The following is a 23,440-nucleotide window of genomic DNA, read 5'->3' on the forward strand; positions in this document are numbered from 1 at the left end:
AGGAGCCCGTGGACGATGATGGCTGTCAGCGGGACTGGATCGCGATCGAGTCGGTGATCCCACTGGGTTTGCGGCGTCGACAGCACGCACACCCCAGCCGCAGAAGGGGTGGTGACCCACTGCGGCCCGGAGTGAGGTTCCTTGGGTGGCGTCTGAGCGGGCACGCCTCATAAAGGCAAGTTCTCGCTTCCGGCCCGCAGTTCGGGGCCGGGCACGTCCTGTGTGAGGCGGGCGAGACGGCGAACCTGCATCCACGCCATGACCGTCACTGCGGTGATGAGTGCGAGTGCGACCGCTGATGCCTCGGGTCCGAAGGCTCCGCCGGTCAGCCAGGTCGGCGCCCCTGCGCGGACGGTGCTGACAGCGACCGAGCCGCCCAGGTCGCCGCCCGAGACGGCTGCGCCGAACAGGTAGCCCTGGGTGAAGTTCCAGGCGGCGTGTACGCCGATCGGGACCCACAACCGGCCGGTGAGGGCGTACAGGGCGCAGAACATGACGCCCGCCATCGTCACGGTGGCGCCTGCGAGGGCGTTGGCTCCAGGGTTTGCCAGGTGCAGGGCGCCGAAGACCACGGCGACGACGACAAGGGCCGGAAGGGGGCCGAAGGCTCGCCAGATCAGCCGGAAGAGCAGGGCGCGCATCCACAGTTCTTCGGTGACGGCGGCCTGCAGGGCCAGGCCGGCCCCGGTCCCTGCCGGTGCGGACCCGACGATGGTGACGTCGTAGGCGTGGGTGGCGGCCAGGACGCCCATGAGTGCCGTCATCATGAGCAGTCCTAGGAGCGCCCCTGAGAGGAGGCCGACGGGTGCGGGCCGCAGCGCCAGCTCACGTGCGCGGCGACCCTCGCCGAGCCGGACGGCGAGGGCGTAGCAGCACAATGCCGCCACGCACGCGCCGACCCGACCGAGGAGCTGCAGCGGCTCGTCGTCCGGCGGGAGGTGGTCGACGGCCCACTGCAGCGGTAGCCCGAACGCGACGGAGGTGAGGAAGAACACCAGCACGAGCCAGACCATCGCGCGCAACCAGCGCCAGCGGCCGGGGTGAAGAATCCGACGGTCGCCCAGCTGCACCGGCGCGATCTCGAAAGCCGTCGCGGGCGCGCTGGTGGCAGTACCGGTGGTGCTCACGGCGAGACCGTCGCGGAGGTCGTGTCCACGGAGATGAGGGTGACCCCGAGGTCGCGAATCTTGGTGAGTATGCCGTGCAGTTCGGCCTGGTCTGCCACGGCACCGGTGAGGGTGGTCGTGCCGTCCGTGCCGTGGCTCAGGTCCAGACCGGCGAACGAGGCAGACCAGTGCGGATCGAGGTGGCCGTCGACCCGCAGCACGTAGCCAGCAGGCCATCGACGTGGTGCCCGCGTGCTCATGGCGAGCCGACCACGGCGAGCGTCTTCGACATCCGTCGCCGTGGGCTCCGGGAGATGACAACCTCGGCGACGGCCAGGTTGACAACCCATGCTGCGCCCAGGCTGAGGTCCTTGGTGAGGGTGCCGGAGCCGAAGATCGCCGGTCCCACGGCCAAGGTCAGGGTCTGGGTGCCGGCGGAGAGGGCGATGGCGTACCCGCGCATCATCCACGCCCGGTGGGTGGTCACGTCCCCGCGGCGGATCGCGGCGAACCCGAGCACGATGCAGGCGGCCATCGCCGACCCGAACGCCAGCCGGAACAGGAAGGACAGCTCGCCGGTGCCGGGCTGGCGCGCATAGAACAGCGCCATCCACAGCCCGGACAGGGCCACAGCCATGCCGAGTCCCACCGCGGTCCGACCGCTGGCCCGGTGCCAGCCGGGATGGCGGCGCCGGAGGCGGGTGGAGAACTGGAAGGCGCCGAGCACGGCATACGGCACGGCACAGGTGATGTGTACCACGACGGGTAGTGGGGAGGACGTCATCCGGGGGTTCGCGGGGAGGAGCAGCGGCCCGCCGGCCAGCTCGACCAGGCGGAGCGAGCCGGCGACAGCGGGGAGCAGAACCAGGGCGACGAGGGCGAAGGGCACCCACTCCGTCGACCGGGTCGCTCGAGCGGTGGCGGCCGTGGTGCCGGTGCTCACCGGGCACCGGACGGGTCGAGCTGTGCACGGGCGCTGCTGGGCAGGACATCGGCTGCTGTGGAACGCTGCTCGCGCCACAGCGACCAGCCCAAGCCGATCATCGCGATGCCGTTCGGCACGGCGAACAGGCGTTGGTTGACCATCGTCACGAAAAGGGGCCCCAACGTCGCGACGGCGGCGACGGCGAGCAGGGCTCCGGCCCAGCGTGCGAGGATGCCGGCGCGGTACAACGCGATGCCGAACACGAGGCCGCCGACGATGTATCCGCCGGCCACGCACATGTTGAGTGCCGTGAACAGGCCGAGGTCCGCATCCGAGCTGGCGTTGGTGGCCACAGCGACGATCCCGCCGACGTACTCGGGGGAGGTGGACGCGATCATGGGTGTGACGACCAGAGCGATCGTCTCGACACAGAGCATGGCCAGATACCCCAAGCTGAAGAGCAGGTAGCCGACGAGTCCGAGGATGCCGATCTGACGCACCTGGCGCAGGTACATCCCCGCGATGCCGACGAGCGCCAAGGTGGCCATGGCGACCTTCATGCCCTGGCGAACCTTCCACTGTGTGGTGGTGATGAAGTCGAGGGTGATCTCCGGGTGCTTGACCTGGACGGCGGTGAACAGCAGTCCGGAGGCGACGGCGGCCAGGCCGGCCGCTCGGGTGAGATTGGTGCTGGTGATCTGCATGAGGGCCTCCGTGGTTTCAAGTCCACGGCGAACGCCGCGGTACTGGTCGAAACCTACGAATGCACGGGGTGTCCCGGCATCACCCGATGATGTGACTGGGTGGGTGAGATCGCTCAGTCGGACCCCGGCGTCAGTCCGCGCTGGCGGGCCCTGACCACCGCGGCTCTTCGACTGGTGACGCCGAGCTTGGTGAAGATGTGCTTGGTGTGGGTGCGCAGGGTGTTGGCAGAGATGAACAGGGCAGCTGCGATCTGGGGACCGCTCAACTCGCTCTCGAGCAGGCCGAGCACCTGCAGCTCGCGCCCGCTCAGCGGGTCCGTCAGCGGTGCTCCGCCCCCGTGCCGCACACCCAGACGGTAGGCCTTGTGGTTGGCCGCGAAGGCCAAGAGGCGATGGGCGTGAGGGCTCGCCAGTTTGGCCTGGTCGGCGGCGCGCAGGAGCCCCATCATCGGTTCACCCTCGTCCAGGAAAAGCCGGACGTAAGCGTCAGGCTCGAGTGCGCCTGCAAAGGTCTCGGCCAAAGAGCCCAGTGCCTGCGACCTTCGTCCCTGCGCGTCGTGGTTCAGGGCAGTCAGCATGTGGATCTCGACGAGGCTTCCGGCTCGTCCGGACGACTCCGCAGCCTCCCGCAACCGGTCGAGCATGCCGACCAATTCGTGCACGGTGCCGTCCTCGGGGTGGGTGCGGTGCTCGGCGAGGAGCAGGCGGACAAGGGTGAGATGGTCGAATTCGCGCAGGTACTCGGACGGGTCGTTGGTGGCCACCCTGCGCTCACGCGCCCAGTCGAACGCTGGCTCGAGCAGGCCCTGCCTGACTCGGATCCGGGCCCGGATGGCCGGGATTGGTCGGACGTCGGGAAAGAACCCCGGGCGGTGGAGCTGCTCTGCCCGGTCGAGCTGGAGGACCGCATCCGCCAGGTCGCCTTCCGCCGCGGCCAGCAGACCAGTGGCAACGAAGTATCGAAAGTGGCTCTCAGTCACCGCGGCCCGACCGGCGAGATCGTCGGCGGACGCGAGGTGCCGTCCTGCGGCTTCGAGGTCCCCGGCTTCAGTGTCGAGCTCACTCAGCATGACGTGCAGCTCGGCCGTCGCCCTGGTCCCTCGCTCGCCGAGGGCCTTGGCTTCGGTCAGCGCCAGGGCACCCAGCTCTCGCGCCCTCGCCGGTCGACCGGAGGTGCGCCACAGATCGGCCAGGACCACCGTGCCGCCCAGCCCATCGACATGGTTGCCGGCGGCATTCAGGCTCGCCACGGCGTTTCCGAATGTCTCGAGCGCCCGTGAAACGTCGCCGTCCGCCCAGGCCGCGAGGCCCAGGAAGCCGGCCGCACCACCTCGGGCCAGATGGTCCTGCGGCCCGGCGAGTGCCAGGGCGACCCGGGCGTGCCGAACGGTGCCCGCAACGTCGCCCTGTGCCTGCGCCATCGAAGCCCGGTAGATGGCGATGGTCGCCGGCAGGGTGCGCAGTTCGTCGGTGTCGGCCCACAGGTGGGCTTCGTCGGCCGCCGCGAGCGCGCGCTCGGCGTCGTCGAGGCGCGAGCCGACCGCACCGAGGTCCCCGGTCACCATAGACACGGCGGCCGAGAAGACACTGAGCACCGGGCGGCGCCGTACGGTGGCGTCGGGCAGGGCGGAGAGCCAGCCATGCACCTTGGACTCCTGCCGATTGCGACGAACCTCGGGCACCACCGTCTCAACGAGGAACGCGGCGCGGTCGAAGTCCTTTGACGCCAAAGCATGCGCGATGGCCGAGTCGGTCAGGTCGTGCTCTTCGTGCCACTGGCTGGCGCGCCGGTGCAGGACAGGTACGAGGTCGGGTCGTTCCGCGAGCAGGCGCGCCCGCAGCACGTCGGAGAACAGCTGGTGGTAGCGGTACCACTCTCGTCGGTTGTCCAGCGGGACGAGGAAGAGGTTGGCGCGGTCTATGGCTTGCAGCACCCCGCCCGCGTCGTCAGTGCCGACGACCGCGTCGCAGAGCGAACCGCACAGCCGGTCGAGCACCGCCGACTGCAGCAGGAAGTCACGCACCGAAGCCGACTGGTGGGCGAGCACTTCTTCTACGAGGTAGTCCACGACGTATCGGTCGTCCCCGGCGAACCCGTCGATGAAACCGGCGACGTCGGCGTGACCGTCGAGCGAGATCGCGGCGAGCTGCAGGGCGACAATCCACCCCTCGGTGCGGTCCTCCAGGGCTTGCACCTGTTCAGTGGTGAGCTGTCGGCTCGTGGCCCTGCCGAGGTACGTCGCAGTCTCGTCGGAGGTGAACCGCAGGTCGACGGCACGGATCTCGACCAGTTCGCCGCCGGCCCGCCAGCGCGCCAGGGGGAGGTTAGGGTCGGCGCGGGTGCTCAACACGACGTGTGCCTGCGGCGGCAGATGCTCCAGCAGGAAGGCCATTTCCTGGGCCACGCGGTCGTCAACCAGGTGATAGTCGTCCAGCACGAGACATACTTCACCCGCCTCGGACAACTCGTTCAACAGCGCGGGGAGCACGAGGTGCATCGAGGCTGGCGAGGTGGTGAGAAGTTCTGCTGTCCGATCGCCGATCCCCGGAAGCGCGCTCCGCAGGGCGGTCACAACGCCGGTCCAGAAGGCGGTGGGGTCGCTGTCCGCTGCGTCGAGGGAGAACCATGCCACGGCGTGGTCGTCGCCATGCCGGGCGAGCCATGAGGCCAACAGCGTGGTCTTGCCGAACCCGGCCGGAGCCGAGACTAGGGTCAATTTCCCGCGAACCGCGCGCGCGAGCCGGGCGAGAAGCCGGGGGCGTGCCACCAACCCGGGTCGCTCGGGCGGGACATGCAGCTTCGTCGCAACAAGTGGGAGAGTCACACGTCCTCATTCCACCAGGCGCCGTCCGGTCAGGGCGAGCCCCACGTTACGCCTGGGCAACGCTCAGGACGCCCTACTTGCTCGCTGGGGTGCAGGGGAAGCCTCGGTGCTCGAGAGGGAGCGAACCGGGCCCGCCGAGTGCGTGAACACGCTTCTCACGCAACGGATCCGGAGGAAGTGGAAGCACTTCACCCGTGCAATGGGCCGAGGGAGGGCAACTCAGTCGTGACGATTGGGAACAGTTGTCAGCCGTGTCCATTCAACTGTGGCGGTCTCCGGGAGGGTCCAGCTCAGCGACGAATTGGCCTGTGACACAGCGGCGCTGACGAGCCCAGGCAATCGATGGGTGGAGCGTGCGCCAGCGAAGATGCCCACCGGGCAGGCCCTTCGTCCAGCAAACGGAGCCCTGGCATCGCTGGAATTGGCAAGGCCTCCGTTTCCTCTCATCCCTGATGAGAGTGCACGGAGTTGTCTCCCCGGAAGTGGTGGCGGTGATCGCCTGGGGTGGTGTTGAGCCGCCTGCGGAATGCTCGATTCATGGTTTCCGGCGTGCCGAAGCCGCAAGTTCTGGCGATCTGTTCGATGGTCCTGTTGGTCGTTTCCAGAAGTCGGCAGGCGGAGTCGAGCCGGACGGCTTCGACGTGGTCTGCTGCGGTGGCTCCTACCTCGGCTTTGAAGACGCGGGTGAACTGGCGCTCGGAGAGGTTGATCTGCCGGGCGAGTGCTGCGACGGACAGGTCGTCGGTGAGGTGGTCGCGCAGCCAGGAGAGCAGGTCGAGAACCGGTGCGGTGTCGGCTGCTTGCCCGGCAAGGAGTGCGGAGAACTGGGCTTGGCCGCCGGAGCGCTGCAAATAGACCACGAGTTGGCGCGCGACGGTGGCGGCGGCTTGGCGTCCGTGGTCGTCGGCGACGAGGGCGAGGGTGAGGTCGATGCCGGCAGTGACTCCTGCGGAGGTCCACACGTTGCCGTCGTGGACGTAGATGGCGTCTGGGTCGACGGTCACATCGGCGTAGGTGTCGGCAAGGCGTCCACAGTCGGCCCAGTGCGTGGTGGCACGGCGTCCGTCGAGAAGCCCGGCCGCGCCAAGCAGGAACGCGCCCGAGCAGACCGAAGTCACGCGCCGTGCATCAGCCGCGAGCCGCCGTATCTGTGCCAGCAGCTCGGTGTCCGCGACGGCGGCGTCGATACCGGCGCCACCGGCCAGGATCAACGTGTCGACCCGACCGGTGACTTCACTGATCGGTGAGGAGGTGAACTCCAAACCACAACTGGCGACGACCTGGCCGCCCCTCTTGGTCACGACCTGCGAGCGGTAGCGGACAGCGGGCAGGAATCGGGAGGCGTGGGACAGGACCTCGAGAGGCCCGGTGACGTCGAGGATCTGTCCCGAGTCGAAGGTCACGACGACAACGCGCCGTTCGCCGGGCTCCTCGAAGCTCGGCTCGGTCGCGAGCGACGTCCTCGCTCCGCTCATGGGGAGTCCATGCACTGACGGTACGCCGGACGGCCGCCGACATCGTCAACAACGTGTCCTTGTGGCCGGAGCGGGTCGGCCACACGCTGAAGTCATGAAGGTTGCCTATCTGCTTTACCCCCGGTTCACCGCACTCGACGTGGTGGGCACCTTCCAGGTGCTCAATGCCGCGCCTGGCATCGAGAGCGTGTTCGTGGCAGCCACGTCCGGTGCCGTCATCGACCACACCGGCCTCTGTGCGCTGCAAGCGGGGGCGTGCCTCGCTGATGTCTCGTCCGTCGATGTTGTGGTCGTCCCCGGCAGCGAGTGTTCGTGCGACCCGGACCCCGCGCTGGTCGAGTGGCTCCGTGCGGTGCACCTGACGACGATGTTCACCATCAGCGTTGGCACCGGGTCCAGCTACCTCGCCGCCGCGGGGGTCCTGGACGGTTGCGCCGCCGCCACCCACTGGGCCTCGGCGCAGCGCCTGACCGACGCGGGCATCACCTACAGCGCGCAGCGGGTCGTGCGGGCCGGGAAGGTGCTGACCTCCGCCGGCGCCTCAGCCGGGATCGACCTGGCGCTGACGTTGCTGGGCCTGAGCCACGGGCCGGCTGTTGCCCAGGCGGTACAGCTGGCCCTCGAGTACGACCCCCAACCCCCCTACGACGCCGGCTCTCCGGCGAAGGCGCCCGCCGACATCGGCGAGCTCGTACGTTCCTTCTATGCACAGAGGTGCATCTGATGTCCCCCACACAGAACCTTCTCCTCGACACGCCTACGCAACACTCGTCCCCCCAGTCACCACAGTCCGGCCGCTTCGCCTCTTGTCGGTACCGCATCGTGCCGGTGGTCGCAGGGGTCGGTCTGGTGGCTGTCTGGTTGCTCTCCGGGCCGCTCCTAGGTCTGGGGTTCGTGCAGGTACTACTGCTGGGGGTGCTGCTACTTGCGTCGTTCCAGACCCTGCTTCTGCGCCGGTCCCCGCGATCGTTGCTGACGAGAGACAGTGCCTCGTTCGCCCACGGCTGGGTCGGGAAACTGTTGGTCGCCGCGGTCCTGATCGGCATTCCCGCGACGATGGTGCTTCTGTCGGTGAGCGGCGGTCGGTACGGGCATTACGAGGACGACAGCTGGAAGGCGCTCCTCATGCTCGTCGTGCTGGCTGGGGCCTACCTGGCCTCCCGCCGTCTCGTCCTAACCGTACTCATCGGTGCGGTGACGGTTGGGGTCGTGGCCGCGCTGGCGTCCCCGAACCTGGCAACCGACCGGAACGGTAACCCCACGGTGCTGGCGCACCTGGACCGGCAATCCAGCCGGGGCACCCTCGCCGGCTATCAGAACGTGGCGGTCGCCGAGGTCAACCTCGATGGGGCCCAGCCGGTACAGCTGGCGGGAATCGGTGCCGACGACACGACCCCGATGGAGGTCGGGTCGGTGACCAAAGCCATGACCGGTCTGGTCATCGCCGACGCAGTGCGCCGCGGCGAAATCCGAATGGACGCCCCCGTGGCCACCTACCTTCCTCAGCTGGCGGGCTCACCCGCGGGCGCCGTCACGATGCACGAGCTCGTCACCCACACCTCCGGATACGACGAGTTCGGTACTGCAACCCTGCGACGCGGCGCGTGGAAGGCCCCGCTGGGGCAGAACTTCTTCACGGCCGGGATGAACCAGATGACCGAGGAGACCCGGGATCAGGCCTTGAGTGGTCGAGGCAGCTATGCCTACTCCACTCTTGGTTCGGCCGTTGCCGGTCAGGCCGTGGCTGCGGCAGCCAACATGAGTTATCCGGACCTGATGCGTACCCGCCTGTTCGAGCCGATCGGCATGTCACACACCGCCATCCAGGTCGACCAGGCGCTCGTCACCGGCGGAAGGTCCCGTACCGGTCTTCCGGTGCAGCCCTGGGTCATGGATGCCGATGCCTACAGCCCCGGCGCCGCCGCAGTATCCACCACCGGGGACCTCGCGAAACTCGCTACCGCGCTCCTCGAGGGCACAGCCCCCGGCATGGCCGCCCTGGAGCCTACGACCGCCACCGACACGTCAAACAAGCGCATCGGCAACTTCTGGTGGACCTCCACCTGGGGGACCGGTCAGACCATCACCCACCATGCCGGGCAGACCAGCGGCTACGCCGCTTACCTCGGTCTGGACCGGGCCGGACGCAAGGCCGTCATCGTCCTGGGGGACGTCGGCAACGACGCCCGCGAGCTCGGTTCCCAGATGCTCGCCGACCGCAAGTAGGACCAGCAGCGATCACACCAAGAAGCCGCGGAGCCGGAAATGTCCACCGGGATCCGTCCACGCCCTGACCGGCCGCACGTATTGACCCCAGGTGCTCCCAGCCGGCCCACGCAAATGCAGCGAGCGAGGACGCGAACTGCCGTACGGCATACCCCAAAAAGGAAGCTTGCCATGACCCCCACCCGCATGGACCAGACCGTCGCCCCACCGTCGGTCAGCACATCGCCCGGCGCGCCATCAGTAGGCTCGCCGCCCCGTCGAAGCGCCCCTGTGCCCTTGGTGGTCTTCGGATCACTGGCCACCGGGGTGGTAGCCGCAGCAGTTTTGGTCGCTGCACCGGTCGTGCCGGTCACCGAAAGCGCCCTCACGGGGGCCGCCCTCTGCGGCTTCGCGATCGGATGGGCGGCCCTGGCGGGGCTTACCACGCAGTTCACCGCGCAACCGCAACGTTGGGCTGTGGTACCCGCCGGCGTGGTGGGCGCAGGCGGCCTCATCCTGCTGGCTCTCGGGTCCTCAGCCCACCCCGCCGTCGACTGGGTCTGGCCGCCGGTGCTACTCGTACTCGCGCTCTGGATGGCGGTCCGCATGCGACGCGACCTCGACAGCGGAGCCGCGCGCTGGCTGCTCTACCCGGTCATCAGTGCCGTGGGCCTGGCCGCCGTTGGCGGCGCCTACCAGACCGTCGCCGCCGCCACCGACGCGTCTTCAGCCTTGATGCCGGGTCGATTGATCGACGTAGGTGGGCACCGCCTGCACCTGAACTGCACGGGAACCGGCACCCCCACGGTGGTTCTCGAGGCCGGAGGCGGCAACATGGCCGCACAGCTCGGCTGGGTGACTCCGGCCGTGGCTCGCGAAACGACGATCTGCGTATACGACCGTGCCGGTCGAGGTTGGAGGGAGGACGCCAACACCCCCAGGACGCCGCTGCCATCTCTACCGACCTGCACACCATGCTCCACCGAGCCGGCGTGCCCGCCCCTACCTCATGGCCGGCCACTCCTTCGGCGGCCTCTACGCACTGACCTTCGCAGCGCAGCACCCCGACGAGGTCGCAGGCATGGCACTCATCGACTCCACCTCACCCGACTACGGCAATCCGGTCGGCGCGACGATGCACCCGCCATCGCCGGGGTCATACGACCCGGTGGGTCGCGTGGCGGCGCTGACCTCCTCGCTCGCCCGGTTGGGCCCGGGCCGGCTCTACACCATGCTCGCCTCAGCCGACCTCCCCCGACGAGAAGGCACAGGTGCAAGCCACCACCATCACGCCAGCGACCTTACGCAGCACCACAGCGCGCTCGGAGGCAAGCCGCCGACCAGCCGACTGCTACCAACCTGATGGCCGGGTACAGCTGATATGTAAGGGACTCCTGTCAAGTGGCAGGGTGAGGCGCCCGTCCCGGGTGATCGGGGCGGGCGCCTCCTGCTGTCGTCGTGGACGGGGCTGGTGAGCGTGTCGTTGGCGACGCGCGTCAGGCTGATATGCGCGGGTTGGTTACCGCAGGACGGTGCTTTCGGCAGGAGCGGGATCGCGTGTCTAGGAGCGAGCGTCGCCGTCGTGACGGTTGCTCATAGCTGAATCGCGGGTCGCTCCGAGCGCTGCCACCAGGCCCGGTTGATCGACGAAGCAGATCGTGGGGTCGCTACTCCTCAAGCACGGCCAGTGACCAGCACCAGCCGGCGAGCTCACGGGCGATCGCCACGTTGGCGATCGTCATCTTCTTGTTGCGCGCGTCGAACTTCATCCATCGCTGGTGCAGTCGCCGGTTACCCTCATCGCCGCGGGCTCGGGAAGCCGCGGCAGCCAACTCCCACCGGTCGCGCATGATCTTCCCGACGGTGTAGCGAGGCCGGTGGTGCCAAGCTGCTTCGACCAGGAGTCGGCGAACGTGCCCGTTGCCGGTCTTGGTGATCGAGCCCTGCACTCGCGAGGACCCTGAGGAGTATTCGGACGGCACCAAGCCGACGAACGAGCCAATGGTGTTGCCGGTGAAGCGGTGCCAGTCGCCGATCTCGACGGCCAGCGCGAAACCGGTCAATGTGCTGACCCCACGCAGACAGCCCAGTCTGTGAACTGTCGCGGTGAACTCGCTGTCGGCGGCCATCTGCTCGATCGCTACGTCAAGCCGGTCCCGACGCGCCTTGGTCGACAGCACGGTCTCGTAGTCGTTGTCGAAGGTCAGCCGGGTCGCTCGAGTGGTCAGATGCGGGAGGGCCTCGACGCGCAGCCACAGATCGTGCTGTCCCGTCCACGCCCTGCCCCCGTAATAGACGATCCCCTGACGCAACAACAGTTTGGACAACCGGTGCCGAGCGCGCATCAAGTCACCACGGCAGTCCTCACGAGCGCGAACAAGGTCACGGGCAGCCTCCTGGTCGACGGTCGGGATCGACACCGGAGTGATCTCGTCCAAGCGCAGGAGCTTGGCGAGGTGTATCGCGTCCTTCGCGTCGGTCTTGACCCGCTCCCCGGAGGGCTTCTGCAGCTTCGAGGGCGCCGCGACCTCGCACCGGATCCCCGCCGCGGATAGTGCCCGATGCAGCCCAAAGCCCGTGGGCCCGGCCTCGTAGGCCACCGCCACCGGACCCGGCAGACTCGCGATCCAGGACGTTATTTGGTCATACGACGGAGTCAGCTTGGATTGGAACAGCTGACCCGTGACGCCATCGATCGCGGCCGCAGCAACAGAACGAGCGTGCACGTCGAGCCCAACACTCGTACGCTCGGTAAACACCGGGGCCTCCCACCATTGTCGGATAGGCCGGGCAGGCAGCCCCTGCTCGGTAACCCACGAATCTTGTGAGTGAGGCCCCGGCCCGTGACCCCGCTCACGCGCGCGGGGTCACGTCATACCGTCTAGCAGCCCCAGGACGACGGCACCGCGGGAGACGGGGGAGAGGCGCAGGGCAAGCGGTGCGTAGCCGATCCGTCCGGCCACCTGGCCCAGGCCACCGAGCGCGAGGACGGTGCTGGCCGCCTGCAGCCCCACTCCCTGCTCACGCAGCAGGGGGATGAGGTTGACCACCACCGCCGTGGAACAGAGTCCGGTGATCGTCAGTGCCGCGGTGAGGGCGAGGAAGCTCCGGCTCGCCACGATGGCGGTCGGGACCTCCTGGCTGGGCTGAGACCGCCGTCGGCCCTCCGCCGCCTCGCTTGCCTGCCACGCGCCGCGCAAGCCCCACCAGTGCACCGGGATCGTCGTTGCCAGCCCGAGTCCGAGGACCAGGTACGTCGCGCGCCAATCCAGTCCGCCCTGCAGCCACGCTGTGAGCGGGGCGAAGGCGGTGCTGGCCAGGCCGCCGGCGACGGTGAGGACTGTCAATGCCTGCAGCCTGGTCTCACCGGCGAACCAGCCGGTGATCGCGGCGAACGCGGGCCCGTAGAGCGCTGCGGCCATCGCGATGCCCGCGACCAGCCAGGCCGCCGCGAAACCGACCGTCGAGTCGGCGGTCGCGATCAGCACGCACGAGATCACCGCGAGGGCCGAACCGGCGGTCATCAGCAGTCGCGGCCCGTACCGGTCGAGGACCGGGCCGAGGCCTACGCCACCAGGGCAGCTACGACCTGGCCGATTGTGAACGCACCGGACACTGACGGGGTCGACCAGCCGGTGTCGGCCGCGATGCTGCCGTGAAGCACCGGAAAGGCGTAGAACAGCACACCCCATCCGGTGACCTGGGTCAGGCACAAGGTGACCAGCACCCGGCGCCGGCCGGCCGGCGACTCATGCCATCGGGACCCGGCCGATGCTGAGCACCTCCGGTGCTGCGGCCGGGGCGCAGCAGCCGCCCACGGATCCGGCGTCGTCGAACTGGCCCGACCCGCCGCACACGCCGGACTCGGGCAGCACCAGTTCGACCCGCTCCGCGGCCTCATGGTCCCCGGCGATCGCGGCGACGATGCTGCGGGTCTGCTCGAAGCCGGTCAGGGTCAAGAACGAGGGCGCCCGGCCGTAGGACTTCATCCCTGCGATGTAGAACCCGGCCTCGGGGTGGCCCAACTGCTTGGCGCCGTGCGGGTAGACAGTGCCGCACGAGTGCACGTTCGGGTCAATCAGCGGAGCCAGCTCACGCGGCGCCTGCAGCACCGAGTCAAGGTCCAGCCGCACCTCACTCAACATCGTCAGGTCCGGGCGGAACCCGGTGGCCACGATGACCTCGTCCACACCCTCGACGACCTGGCCATCGAGGGACTCAAGGCGCAGGCGGCCGTCGATCCCATCGGAGACCTCGACGGTCCGGAAGCTGGTGAGCGTGCGGACGACGCTGGACTCGGCGACAGCCCGAGCGCGGGTCCCCAGGGCTCCCCGCTCGACCAACTGGTCGTTGTCGCCCCCGCCGAAGCTCGTCCCGGGGCGGCGGACCAGCCAGCTGACCTGGGTCGCGGGCTCCTGCTCAGCCAGCTGTGCCAGGGCCACCAAGACGTTCTGCGCTGAGGCGCCGGTGCCGGCCACGGCGACGTGCTTTCCGGCGTATCGCGAATGCATGCGCGGTGCCGTCAAGTCGGGCATGCCGTAGGAGATTCGATCTGCGTGCTCGGCCTCGCCGAGCGCCGGGTAGCCCTCGGAGCCCAGCGGGTTCGGCTTGCCCCAGGTGCCCGATGCGTCGATCACGGCCGCAGCGATAGCCGCTCCGGGCCCGTCGGCGTCTGGACATGGACCACGAACGCCTGGGTGTCGCGACCTGCGTCGACCAGCGCGTCGCGCCCCAGTCGAGCTACCCCGGTGACCCGATGGTCGAACCGCACTGAAACCACTTCTGTCGCCGCAAGAAGCTGTGCGAGGGGTGAAGATAGCTCCTCACCCACTCGGCACCGGTCGGGTACGACGAAGGTGAGGGGGAGACCCAGCCCCCTTCGGTCAGCAGCTTGTCCGCGATCGGGTCAATGAGCTCCGACCAGGGCGAGAACAGGCGCACATGGCCCCACTCGCGTACCGATGCGCCGGCGGCCGGTCCGGCTTCAAGCATGATCGCCTCCAGCCCGCGGTGGTGGGCGTGGCTGGCAGCGGCGAGCCCGATCGGGCCGGCGCCGATGATGACGAGTGGGTGTTGCAGAGTAGCTCCTTATATAGATGAGTATCGATGTCTGAAAGATGTCGATGTGGGTCGATGAATAAAAGGAATTGATCAGTGTCTATATGTATGGGAGATCTCACACCGGCTGCCCCCGCGACCGGCTGCGGGGCCATATACGACGATGGCGACCCCGACCCGGCAGACGACCGCGCAGGTGACGGCGAGGCGTGCCGCAGTGGCTGGGCCGACACAAGCGGTTTTCCCTGAACTTCTGGCCGAAGTTCCTTGGCCGGTTGAATCTGGTCGAGCGCTGGTTCCGAGAGCTCACCGACAAGGCCCTCGAGCGCGGGAGCCTCCACTCGGTTCCGACACGGATCGCCGCGACAGAAGTAATCCTGTCCACGCACGACGACGACCCCAAGCCGCTGGTCTGGCCCGCGACGGCCGATCCTGGGCAAGTCACCGCCGCTGGCGACGCTTTCCTGCCAGGTAGTCAATCAATGACGAGATAGACCACTGAAGAACGCGCCGTTGAGCCTGACCGGGGCCCGGCGCCACGAGTGCGGCGGGTGGCGGGGATTGCACAAGTCACCCCGTCACCCGCCGAGAGGTCAAGCGCCGTTGAGAACGGTCTCGAAGTCGATCTCGATCTGGATGTCTTTGGAGACCAGGAGGCCGCCGGCCTCGAGGGCGACGTTCCAGGTGATGCCGAAGTCTTCACGGTTGACCTTGGTCTTGGCGGAGAAGATGGCACGTTCGCCACCCCACGGGTCTCGGACGTGTCCCTCGAAGGTCACTGCAAGGGGAACCGGGCGGGTCACTCCGTGGATGGTGAGGTCGCCGTGGACTACGCCGCCGGTTCCCCGCCAGTCGACCGTGGTGCTGCGGAAAGTGGCGGTGGGGAACTGCTCGACGTCGAACAGCTCAGTGGACTTGATGTGGGCGTCGCGGTCGACGTTGCCGGACTCGACGCTGCCCATGTTGATGGATACCTCGACCCTGGAGTCGTTGATGTCTGGGGCGATGACGACCGTGCCGGTGACGTCGGTGAACCTGCCGCGAACCTTGGTGACCATGAAGTGGCGGCCGATGAAGGCCACGTCGGTGTGTCCCGGGTCGATCGCCCAGTCTCCTGGTGCCGGCAGGACGTGCCCGTCGACGGTGTGGGTCGGGGAGACCTCGTGGGTGGTGGTGTCGGACATGGTGGTGCTCCTAACGTGGTGTGATGAGTGATGGGGTCAGGCGGCCTGGGTCGACTCGGTCGGGTTTCCGGCCGCGACCCAGTCCTGGATGCCTTCGCGGTACGTGCGCACCGCGGTGTAGCCAAGTCGTTCGAGACGGTTTGCGACCGCCTGGCTGTTACCGCAGGCCTCGTTGGAGCAGTACGTGACGATCGTGGCGTTCCTGTCGGGCAGGAGGCGCGGAGCCTCGGTGTCGACGTCGGACTCCACGAGATTGAGGGCCGCGGGCAGGTGAAGCTGGTCGTAGTAGGACGCGGGGAGTGCGTCAACGAGGACCAAAGCGCCACTGGCGACCAGGGCCTCGAGGTCGGTGCGCGTGATGTATTCGGTCATGTGAGTGCTTCTCTCGATAGTGATTGCGGGTGCACGCACATAATTCCGCGAGGAGCATCCCTTGTCAAGGTGCGTGCGGACGCACATACAAGTTTTGGCGCCCGCTTTGGATACCGATCCCCTCGCTGCTCGACCCGGTGCCCGGCAGCAGAGAGGCTCGCCAGCGTCGGCGAGTTAGTTGGGCGCCTTCGCGAACGCGGCTCGCGGCTGACGGGTCGGAGGGACTCCGGGCAGTGTGTGGCGCTGGGCTCGAGAACCAGAGCAGGAGGGTCGCCTCAGGAGGCGGAGTTGTCCTCCGCGGAGACGACGCGGCCCAGTGCTTGGGCGATCACACGGGTCTCTTCGGCGGTCAGCCGAGAGAGAAAGTGGTCCTCGATGGCTTTGAGATAGACCGGAGCGCTCGCTCGCAGGCGCTTTCGGCCCTCAGAGGTGATGACCGTGTAGGACGACCTTTTGTCGTCGGGGTTGGCTTCCCGGACGACCAGGCCCGCTCGCTCGAGCTCGGTGACAACCCTGCTGACGCGCTCGCGGCTCACCACAGCTTGTTGGCCGAGCTCGGTCATGCGCAGGCGGCGCGCAGGTGCCGCGTTCACGACCAGCAGCACGTCGTACCAGGTCAGCGGCAAGCCGGTGGGTGCCAGCGCTCGCTCGACCTTCGGCAGGACGGCAGCGTGGGTGCGCAGCAGGCCCGCCCACGCGCTGACGGGGTCGAACTGAGTCATGTGCTGATGCTATCAAGCACGTGCGCACGCACCTACTTTCGGACGCGCGTCTCGGCGTCCAAGGGTCGTGGGTCCGCCCGGCCGGGGTTGCCAGCTCTGAGGAAGGGCAAGTGTCGGACCGCTTGACACGGTGGTATCCGGCCGGCACCGGACCACGTGGACGAAGTCAACGCCGCGACACGCGCAGTCTCCCGCGAGTGTGATTGCCAGGGGTATGCAAGGAAGCGGTGCGCGCTCGGTCGGCTGCTCTCGAAGGGCGAAGTTCGGTCGGACGTCGGTGGACGATTGCCGCGGCGGAATGCCGGCGCCGGGTCTTGCTCTTCTGCGGCAGAGAATGCGAGGTGAACACTCAGCCCATGACAATCAGGCCCGCTCAAGGAATCACAGGCCGCGCACCGTGGGCGGACTACCTCATGGCACATCCGCGGCAAGCCCTGTGAGCACGACCGGCCCTATAATCCACAAGTGTCAACTACGGTCCTCGCGACCAAACTGTTCGCGCCGGCCCGGCGCCCGCAACTCGTCGCGCGCCCAAGACTCACCGGGCGACTGGACGCCACCCTTGATGCTGGCAACCGGTTGACTCTCGTATCCGCACCCGCTGGGTTCGGGAAGACCACCGTGCTCAGCGACTGGCTCGCACACTTGGCTCAACGCCAGCCGCACACCCGGGCCGGGTGGCTCTCCCTGGACGACGCGGACAACGACCTGACTCGCTTCATGACGCATGTGGTGGCGTCCCTCAACAGTGTCGGTCTGGGTGTCGACCCGACTGTCCTCGAGTCCCTGCACACCGCTTCCACCTCCAATGCGCTAACCGTGGTCCTCAACGACGTCACCCGCGCCGGTGAACACGCGCCGGGGGAACAATGGATTCTGGTGCTCGATGACTATCACGTTATCGCGGCATCCGAAGTACACGAGGCGGTGACCTTCCTCCTCGACCACCTGCCCGATCACCTGCAACTGGTGATGGCGACTCGCTCCGATCCGCCGCTGAGCCTGGCCCGGCTGCGTAGTCGCGGGCAGCTCATTGAGGTCCGCACCGCCGACCTGCGATTCACCCCAGCCGAGGCGCGGGAATTCCTCAACCACGCCATGGGACTGGATCTCACCACGGCTGACGTCGACGCGCTCGAGGAGCGGACCGAAGGATGGATCGCCGGCCTGCAGCTCGCTGCACTCTCCCTGCGCGGCATCCCCGAGCGTGGTGAGGTCGCCGGCTTCATCGAGGCGTTCACGGGCAGCAACCGCTTCGTCATCGACTACCTCGCCGACGAGGTGCTGGCCCGGCAACCCGCCCAGGTTCGCGACTTCCTGCTCGCCACCGCCGTACTCGACCGGCTCGCCGGCCCCTTGTGCGACGCCCTCACAGGCCGCGCCGACGGCACCCGGATGCTGGAGGATCTGGAGCGAGATAATCTCTTCCTCGTTCCGCTCGACACCGAGCGATCCTGGTACCGCTACCACCACCTGTTCGCCGACGTCCTCCGAGCACGCCTGCGCGCCGAGGCCCCCGAACGCGTGCCGAGCCTGCACCAACGGGCCAGCGAATGGTTCGCCTCTCACGGCCTCGTCGAGGATGCGGTCCGGCACGCGCTCGCCTCCGAAGACTTCGATCGCGCCGCCCACATGATGGAGGAAGCGCTGCCCGAGCTGCGCCGCACTCGCTACGACAGCCTGATGTTGGCCTGGGCGCGGTCGTTGCCAGACCCCGTCGTCCGTCGCAGCCCCGTCCTCAGCATCCTTTCCGGCTGGTCGCTGATGATGTCCGGTGACCTCGACGGACTCGAGTCCCGGCTCGACGACGCAGCAGCGGCGCTGGCCGCCGGTGCCCGCGACGATGACCTCGCGGCGGCGTGGACGGACACCGATGACCTGCGCACCGCGCCAGCGACGATCGCGATCTACCGCGCATCGCTGGCCCAGGCACGTGGCGACGTCGCCGGCACCGTGCGCCATGCCCGAGACGCGGTGGAACTGGCCGGGCCCGAGGACCATTTCGTGCGCGGTGCCGGATCGGGGTTTCTCGGTCTGGCCGCCTGGGCGGAGGGGAACATCAAGGAAGCACTGTCCACGTTCTCCGAGGCGCTCCGCAGTCTGCACGCCGCGGGAAACTTCGCCGACGAGCTGGGCAGCACAATCGTGCTCGCCGACATGTGGGTCGCCTCGGGCAGACCCAGCCGCGCCCGCCGGCTGTGCGAGCAAGCCCTGCACGCGGCAAGCAACGGAGGTTATCCGTACCAGCGGGCAACCGCCGACCTGCACGTCGCCCTGGCCGAGCTTGACTGCGAACTCGGCGAACTCGCCAGCGCCGAGGCCCATCTCGAGACGGCGCGGGTCCTGGGGGAGCGGACATCGATCACCGAGAACCGGCACCGGTGGTTCGTGGCCATGTCGCAGGTGCGCGCCGCTGGCGGTGACTACGACGCCGCGAACGGTCTGCTCGACCAGGCCGAGTCTCTGTACCGGCACGGCTTCTACCCCGACATCCGTCCGATCGCCGCCATGAAGGCGCGCGTCCAGATCGCCGCAGGGGTCCTGGTGTCGGCGGTTGGATGGGCCGATGTCCGAGGAATCGGCGTCGCTGACGAGGCGGACTACCTGCGTGAGTACGAGCACCTGACGCTCGCGCGGCTCCAGCTCGCTCAGCACCGCGACGTACCCCGCAGCGACCCTGCGCGCGGTGCGTCCTTGGTTGCCCTGCTGGGGTTCCTCGGCCGGTTGCACGCCGCCGCCACCGATGCCGGGCGTGACGGCAGCGTGCATGAGATCCGGGTGCTGCAGGCTCTCGCCCAGCACGCCCACGGTGACCTGCCCGCGGCACTGGCCGCGCTGAACCGCGCCCTCAGTGAAGCGCCCGAGCCGGACAGCAACGTGCGGCTCTACCTAGACGAGGGCCCCCCGATGCTGACCCTTCTGAACCACCTCGCCAGCACCACGGACCCCGTCACCGGTGCCGAACGCGGCGACGGTGTGCGGGAACGCGCCCTTCGACTACTCAAGCGGGCGCAGCCGGTCAACGGCACCCAGGGGCCCCAGCAGGCCACGGCGGAAACCTTGAGCCAACGCGAACTCGAGGTAATCCGGTTGCTCGGCAGCAAACTGACCGGACCCGAGATCGCCCGCGAGCTCTACGTATCGATCAACACCCTGCGCACCCACACCAAGCGCATCTTCACCAAACTTGACGCCAACACACGAGCGGCCGCCGTGCACCGCGCCCGCGAACGAGGGCTGCTCTAGGCCCGATCGACACTTCATGTCTCTCTGGCCACGAGGCCCCGCTCACGGACGAGGCCAGTTGCTCTGTCGCGTGTCGGTGTCACAACGTCAGTCACATCATGTGGTGACGCCACGTCACCCTGTCGACTCCTAGGTTCCAGTCATCCCCGCGGCACCCGTCACGGACCGAGCCGAACAGGAACCGGACATGACCATCACCTCCTCCAGCCTCATCCGGTCAGCCGCCGTCGCCGCCGTCGCCGCCGGAGTGATCTTCATCGGCGTCCAGATCAACCACCCTCACTCGGACGCCGCCGCCGCCGTCACCACAGAGTGGGCCGTCCGCAACTCGCTGAAAATCGTGATGGCGGCCCTCGCCCTGGCCGGCATCACCGGCATGTACCTGCGCCAGGTAAAGGAGATCGGACTGCTGGGCCTGATCGGCTACCTGGTCTTCGGCGCCGGCTACATCATCCTCGTTGGCGTAACCTTCGTCAGCGCGTTCGTCCTTCCCTCCATCGCTGAGACCGACCCCGGCTACGTCAACGACGTCCTCGCCGCAGCCACCAACGGCACGGCCACCGGCGACATCGGCCTGATGCAGGCCGTGCTCGCTGTCTCCGGCATCACCTTTCTGGGCGGCGGCCTCATCTTCGGTGTCGCGTTGTACCGAGCACGCGTCCTCGCCCGCTGGGCGTCCGCGCTCCTCGCCGTCGCCAGCCTCCTGACCGTCACGCTCGCCGTCCTGCCCGACGCCTTCTACCGGTTCCTGGCCTTCCCCAACTCCATCGCCATGATCGGCCTGGGCTACTCGCTGTGGCTCACCACGCGCACCGAGACCACAACGGTGCCGACCGGTGCCGATGACCGGCCCCTCACCGCGGCGAGCTCTCAATGACCTCGCCCACCGGCTCGGTCGACACGCCGCGGCACGAGACCCACCACTCCGGGAAGGGGACCGGGAATGTATCTGCGGCTAGGACCAGATGGGTCGTCCCCGCCGCGCTGATCGTTCTCAGTCTGATCCCGGTCATCGCCGGGTCCCTCCGGGTGATTGAGATCGCCGGCGGCCCGCACATACTGCCCGCCAACCCGCGCATCGACGCCGTCCCGGCTCCCGTGGTGGTGCACATCATCGCGGCGGCCGTCTATGCCTTCCTCGGGTCGCTCCAGTTCTCCGCTCGGCTACGGCGAGGCCGGCCCAGCTGGCACCGCCGCTCCGGTCGCCTGCTGGTGGGGGCCGGCATGCTGGTCGCGGTCTCCGGGCTCTGGATGACGTTGTTCTACACCGGCGCCCCCGGCGGGGACCTGCTCTGGGCAGTCCGGCTCCTCGTCGCTACCGCGATGGCCGCCAGCATCGTCCTCGGATTCACCGCGATCCGACGCCGCGACATCACCGCCCACCGTGCCTGGATGGTTCGCGCCTACGCCCTTGCGGTCGCCGCCGGCACCCAGGTGTTCACTCAGGGCATCGGCGAAGGGCTCTTCGGGGTCAGTGAGTTGAGCACTTCTCTCTCGGTCAGCTCAGGATGGGTCATCAACGCCGCCGTCGCCGAATGGATGATCCGCCGCCCCACCACACGCCGTACACGCCGAGCTGCCACGCGCACAACGCTGACGGGTTCGCGATGAGCCGACCCCCCAATGCGCCCGTGTACACCGAGCTCCGAGTCGAGGGCCACCTCGACGAACACTGGTCAACCTGGTTCGACCAGATGGCCCTCATTCGCGAAGACGACGGCACGACCACCCTGCGCGGACTGGTGACCGACCAAGCCGCGTTGCACGGCCTGCTTGCGAAGGTGCGCGATATCGGCGCCACCCTCATCTCGGTCGTGACCATTGACCCACCCGACAACTCCGACGGGGTAGCTCGACCTTCGCCGTGACACGGCTTCTTGGGTGAAAGTGTGCTTCACTAGTTCAGACAACAGTGTCTGACTTAAGAAAGGCTTGCCATCATGACCCCGTACCCCCGATCGCATGTCGACGTACTCGGTGTGCCCATCGGGACCCCTCACAGCGCACGTTCACGTCGAACATTGTTGTCGCTGATGCTTGTCGCACAGTTGATGGTGATCTTGGACATCTCGGCAGTGAACGTTGCCCTGCCTTCGATGGCCGCAGACCTGGGTATCGGTTCTTCCGACATCGGGTGGGTGATCACCAGCTACTCCTTGGTGTTCGGGAGTCTTCTGCTGCTGGGGGGTCGCGCGGCCGATCTCCTTGGGCGCCGGCGAACGTTGCTCACGGGCCTGGCGATCTTCACCGCTTCGTCGTTCGCCGCCGCGATGGTCGCCACCGGCTCAGGTCTGTTTGTTGCCCGCGCAGGCCAAGGCCTGGGAGCGGCGCTGGTGTCCCCGGCCGCGCTCTCCGTCATCATGGCCACGTTCCGGGAAGGTCAGGCTCGAGCGTCCGCTCTTGCGGCATGGGGTGCTGTCAGCGGAGCCGGCGCGGCTGTCGGGGTGCTCTTCGGTGGCGTGCTGACGCAGTACATCGACTGGCGGGCCATCTTCTTCATCAACCTTCCGGTCGGTTTGGTCCTCGCTGTCGGGGCACAGCGCCTCGTAGCGCAGGACGATCGGGAAGCGCGTTGGCGTGGCCTGGACCTACCGGGCGCTATCTTGGCTTCAGCGAGCTTGGGAACGCTGGTCTACGCCGTCTCCCAAGCCGACAGTGTGGGATGGACTTCGGCTCAGACCTGGGGACTGGGACTGGCAAGTCTGCTGGGGCTGGCGGGCTTCGCCGCGGTGGAGACTCGCACCTCGCGGCCGTTGCTCCGCATCGCGACCCTCGCGGACCGGGCGGTCTCAGCCGGATTCCTGCTGATGCTCACTGCCTCCGCCCTGCTCTTCGGCAGTTTCTTGCTGGTCTCGTTGTACTTGCAGAGCGTGCTTGACACAGACCCGCTCGGCACCGGTCTTGCGTTCCTGCCCATGGCCGCCACGCTGGCCATAGGTGTGCATCTCGCGGGACAACTCATCGGCAGCCGCGGCATCCGCGTTCCCATGGTCGTCGGCTTCGCGGTCGCTTCGGCAGGGATGCTCTTCCTGTCCAACGTGGGTGCGCAAGCTGCCTATCTGCCCGACATTCTGCCGGGAATGGCTGTTCTCGGCCTTGGACTGGGGATCGTCCTGGTCTCTGTGTCCGTCGCTGTCATGACCGGAGCCCATGACGACGAGGTCGGCATGCTGTCCGGGTTGAACACAACCGGCCACGAGATCGGCGGCTCCCTGGGCGTCGCGGTGCTTGTAACGATCGCGACCACCTCGATAGGCGCATCCCAAGACGGACTCGCGGACGGCATCGGCCAGGCGTTCTTCGTCGCCGCCGTCGCAAGCCTCCTCGCTGCCGCACTGGCGGTGTTCCTGCTTCCCCCAGCCCGCGCCTTCTTGCCCAAATTCCGCAGCTCTCCGCGGGTCTCACTCCACTGACAAGCCAACATCGTCCACATCGAGAGGAAACCATCATGTCCAACGCCACTAACGTCCACGCCCGGGTGGCAACCCATCTTCGCGCGGCTGTGCGCAGCCCGATGGGGCTCGCCATGCTCATCCTCATGCTGCTCGCGATGGCCGTCGCGATGTTCTTCCTCATGGGCTGAGGCGACCCATGGCAACAAGGCCGAACGAGCCAACG

General features: G+C 67.9%; 22 protein-coding genes. 9 read left to right on the forward strand and 13 right to left on the reverse strand.

What is annotated here, in order from left to right; translation table 11 throughout:
* Positions 1-167: 167 nt before the first annotated feature.
* From LL946_RS10685 to LL946_RS10710, 6 genes are all read right to left on the reverse strand, one after another.
* Entirely contained in the window at positions 168-1,127 is a 960-nt protein-coding gene (locus LL946_RS10685) for a lysostaphin resistance A-like protein (RefSeq protein WP_404380457.1), read from the reverse strand.
* Positions 1,124-1,327 carry a hypothetical protein gene (locus LL946_RS10690; protein WP_404380459.1) on the reverse strand — a complete coding sequence of 68 codons (204 nt, stop codon included), beginning with the start codon at positions 1,325-1,327 and terminating at the stop codon, positions 1,124-1,126. The genes LL946_RS10685 and LL946_RS10690 overlap by 4 nt, the downstream gene beginning before the upstream one ends.
* A 35-nt stretch (positions 1,328-1,362) precedes the next feature.
* Positions 1,363-2,049, reverse strand: a complete 687-nt coding sequence (locus LL946_RS10695) for a DUF2306 domain-containing protein (protein ID WP_404380461.1) — start codon at positions 2,047-2,049, stop codon at positions 1,363-1,365.
* Entirely contained in the window at positions 2,046-2,735 is a 690-nt protein-coding gene (locus LL946_RS10700) for a hypothetical protein (protein ID WP_404380463.1), read from the reverse strand. The genes LL946_RS10695 and LL946_RS10700 overlap by 4 nt, the downstream gene beginning before the upstream one ends.
* A 113-nt stretch (positions 2,736-2,848) precedes the next feature.
* Complete coding sequence (locus LL946_RS10705) at positions 2,849-5,560, reverse strand: LuxR C-terminal-related transcriptional regulator (protein WP_404380465.1); 2,712 nt, start codon at positions 5,558-5,560, stop codon at positions 2,849-2,851.
* Positions 5,561-6,003: 443 nt separating this feature from the next.
* Positions 6,004-6,963 (reverse strand): GlxA family transcriptional regulator, encoded by a 960-nt coding sequence (locus LL946_RS10710; RefSeq protein ID WP_404380466.1) that lies wholly within the window; start codon positions 6,961-6,963, stop codon positions 6,004-6,006.
* Between the two features lie 166 nt (positions 6,964-7,129).
* Here LL946_RS10710 and LL946_RS10715 point away from each other — a divergent pair, with 166 nt between their 5' ends.
* The 3 genes from LL946_RS10715 (at position 7,130) to LL946_RS10725 (ending at position 10,603) form a co-directional block, all read left to right on the forward strand.
* Positions 7,130-7,759, forward strand: coding sequence for a DJ-1/PfpI family protein (locus LL946_RS10715; protein ID WP_404380468.1), 630 nt, complete (start codon positions 7,130-7,132; stop codon positions 7,757-7,759).
* 98 nt (positions 7,760-7,857) lie between these two features.
* Positions 7,858-9,261 carry a serine hydrolase domain-containing protein gene (locus LL946_RS10720; RefSeq protein ID WP_404380470.1) on the forward strand — a complete coding sequence of 468 codons (1,404 nt, stop codon included), beginning with the start codon at positions 7,858-7,860 and terminating at the stop codon, positions 9,259-9,261.
* A 988-nt stretch (positions 9,262-10,249) separates the two neighbouring features.
* On the forward strand, positions 10,250-10,603 hold the full coding sequence (locus LL946_RS10725; protein WP_404380472.1) for an alpha/beta fold hydrolase: 354 nt from the start codon (positions 10,250-10,252) through the stop codon (positions 10,601-10,603).
* A 304-nt stretch (positions 10,604-10,907) separates the two neighbouring features.
* Here the strand turns inward: LL946_RS10725 and LL946_RS10730 are convergent, their stop codons facing one another.
* The 7 genes from LL946_RS10730 to LL946_RS10760 form a co-directional block, all read right to left on the reverse strand.
* Positions 10,908-11,999 carry an IS110 family transposase gene (locus LL946_RS10730; protein WP_404380474.1) on the reverse strand — a complete coding sequence of 364 codons (1,092 nt, stop codon included), beginning with the start codon at positions 11,997-11,999 and terminating at the stop codon, positions 10,908-10,910.
* A gap of 108 nt (positions 12,000-12,107) precedes the next feature.
* Complete coding sequence (locus LL946_RS10735) at positions 12,108-12,764, reverse strand: MFS transporter (protein WP_404380476.1); 657 nt, start codon at positions 12,762-12,764, stop codon at positions 12,108-12,110.
* 225 nt (positions 12,765-12,989) lie between these two features.
* Positions 12,990-13,877 (reverse strand): hypothetical protein, encoded by an 888-nt coding sequence (locus tag LL946_RS10740; protein ID WP_404380478.1) that lies wholly within the window; start codon positions 13,875-13,877, stop codon positions 12,990-12,992.
* A gap of 103 nt (positions 13,878-13,980) precedes the next feature.
* Positions 13,981-14,319 (reverse strand): FAD-dependent oxidoreductase, encoded by a 339-nt coding sequence (locus LL946_RS10745; protein ID WP_404386861.1) that lies wholly within the window; start codon positions 14,317-14,319, stop codon positions 13,981-13,983.
* Between the two features lie 572 nt (positions 14,320-14,891).
* The gene (locus tag LL946_RS10750; protein ID WP_404380480.1) at positions 14,892-15,482 is read right to left on the reverse strand and encodes a YceI family protein; all 591 of its coding nucleotides are present in this window, start codon (positions 15,480-15,482) and stop codon (positions 14,892-14,894) included.
* A 36-nt stretch (positions 15,483-15,518) separates the two neighbouring features.
* Positions 15,519-15,854 carry a rhodanese-like domain-containing protein gene (locus tag LL946_RS10755; protein ID WP_404380482.1) on the reverse strand — a complete coding sequence of 112 codons (336 nt, stop codon included), beginning with the start codon at positions 15,852-15,854 and terminating at the stop codon, positions 15,519-15,521.
* Between the two features lie 275 nt (positions 15,855-16,129).
* On the reverse strand, positions 16,130-16,576 hold the full coding sequence (locus LL946_RS10760) for a MarR family winged helix-turn-helix transcriptional regulator (RefSeq protein ID WP_404380484.1): 447 nt from the start codon (positions 16,574-16,576) through the stop codon (positions 16,130-16,132).
* Positions 16,577-17,041: 465 nt separating this feature from the next.
* On the opposite strand from LL946_RS10760, the gene LL946_RS10765 reads away from it, so the two are divergent.
* The 6 genes from LL946_RS10765 to LL946_RS10790 all read left to right on the forward strand — a co-directional run bounded on the left by LL946_RS10765 (position 17,042) and on the right by LL946_RS10790 (position 23,405).
* On the forward strand, positions 17,042-19,822 hold the full coding sequence (locus tag LL946_RS10765) for a LuxR C-terminal-related transcriptional regulator (protein ID WP_404380486.1): 2,781 nt from the start codon (positions 17,042-17,044) through the stop codon (positions 19,820-19,822).
* Positions 19,823-20,009: 187 nt separating this feature from the next.
* Positions 20,010-20,699 carry a hypothetical protein gene (locus LL946_RS10770; protein ID WP_404380488.1) on the forward strand — a complete coding sequence of 230 codons (690 nt, stop codon included), beginning with the start codon at positions 20,010-20,012 and terminating at the stop codon, positions 20,697-20,699.
* Positions 20,700-20,851: 152 nt separating this feature from the next.
* Entirely contained in the window at positions 20,852-21,433 is a 582-nt protein-coding gene (locus LL946_RS10775) for a DUF2306 domain-containing protein (protein WP_404380490.1), read from the forward strand.
* Between the two features lie 20 nt (positions 21,434-21,453).
* Positions 21,454-21,690, forward strand: coding sequence for a hypothetical protein (locus LL946_RS10780; protein ID WP_404380492.1), 237 nt, complete (start codon positions 21,454-21,456; stop codon positions 21,688-21,690).
* A gap of 72 nt (positions 21,691-21,762) precedes the next feature.
* A complete protein-coding gene (locus LL946_RS10785; protein ID WP_404380494.1) occupies positions 21,763-23,235 on the forward strand; it encodes an MFS transporter in 1,473 nt (490 codons plus the stop codon).
* Positions 23,236-23,270: 35 nt separating this feature from the next.
* Positions 23,271-23,405: a hypothetical protein gene (locus tag LL946_RS10790; RefSeq protein WP_404380496.1), complete on the forward strand. Its 135-nt coding sequence runs from the start codon at positions 23,271-23,273 to the stop codon at positions 23,403-23,405.
* Positions 23,406-23,440: the final 35 nt, after the last annotated feature.

Origin of the sequence: Knoellia locipacati (assembly GCF_044791685.1) — a bacterium.
GTDB classification, from domain to species: domain Bacteria; phylum Actinomycetota; class Actinomycetes; order Actinomycetales; family Dermatophilaceae; genus Knoellia; species Knoellia locipacati_A.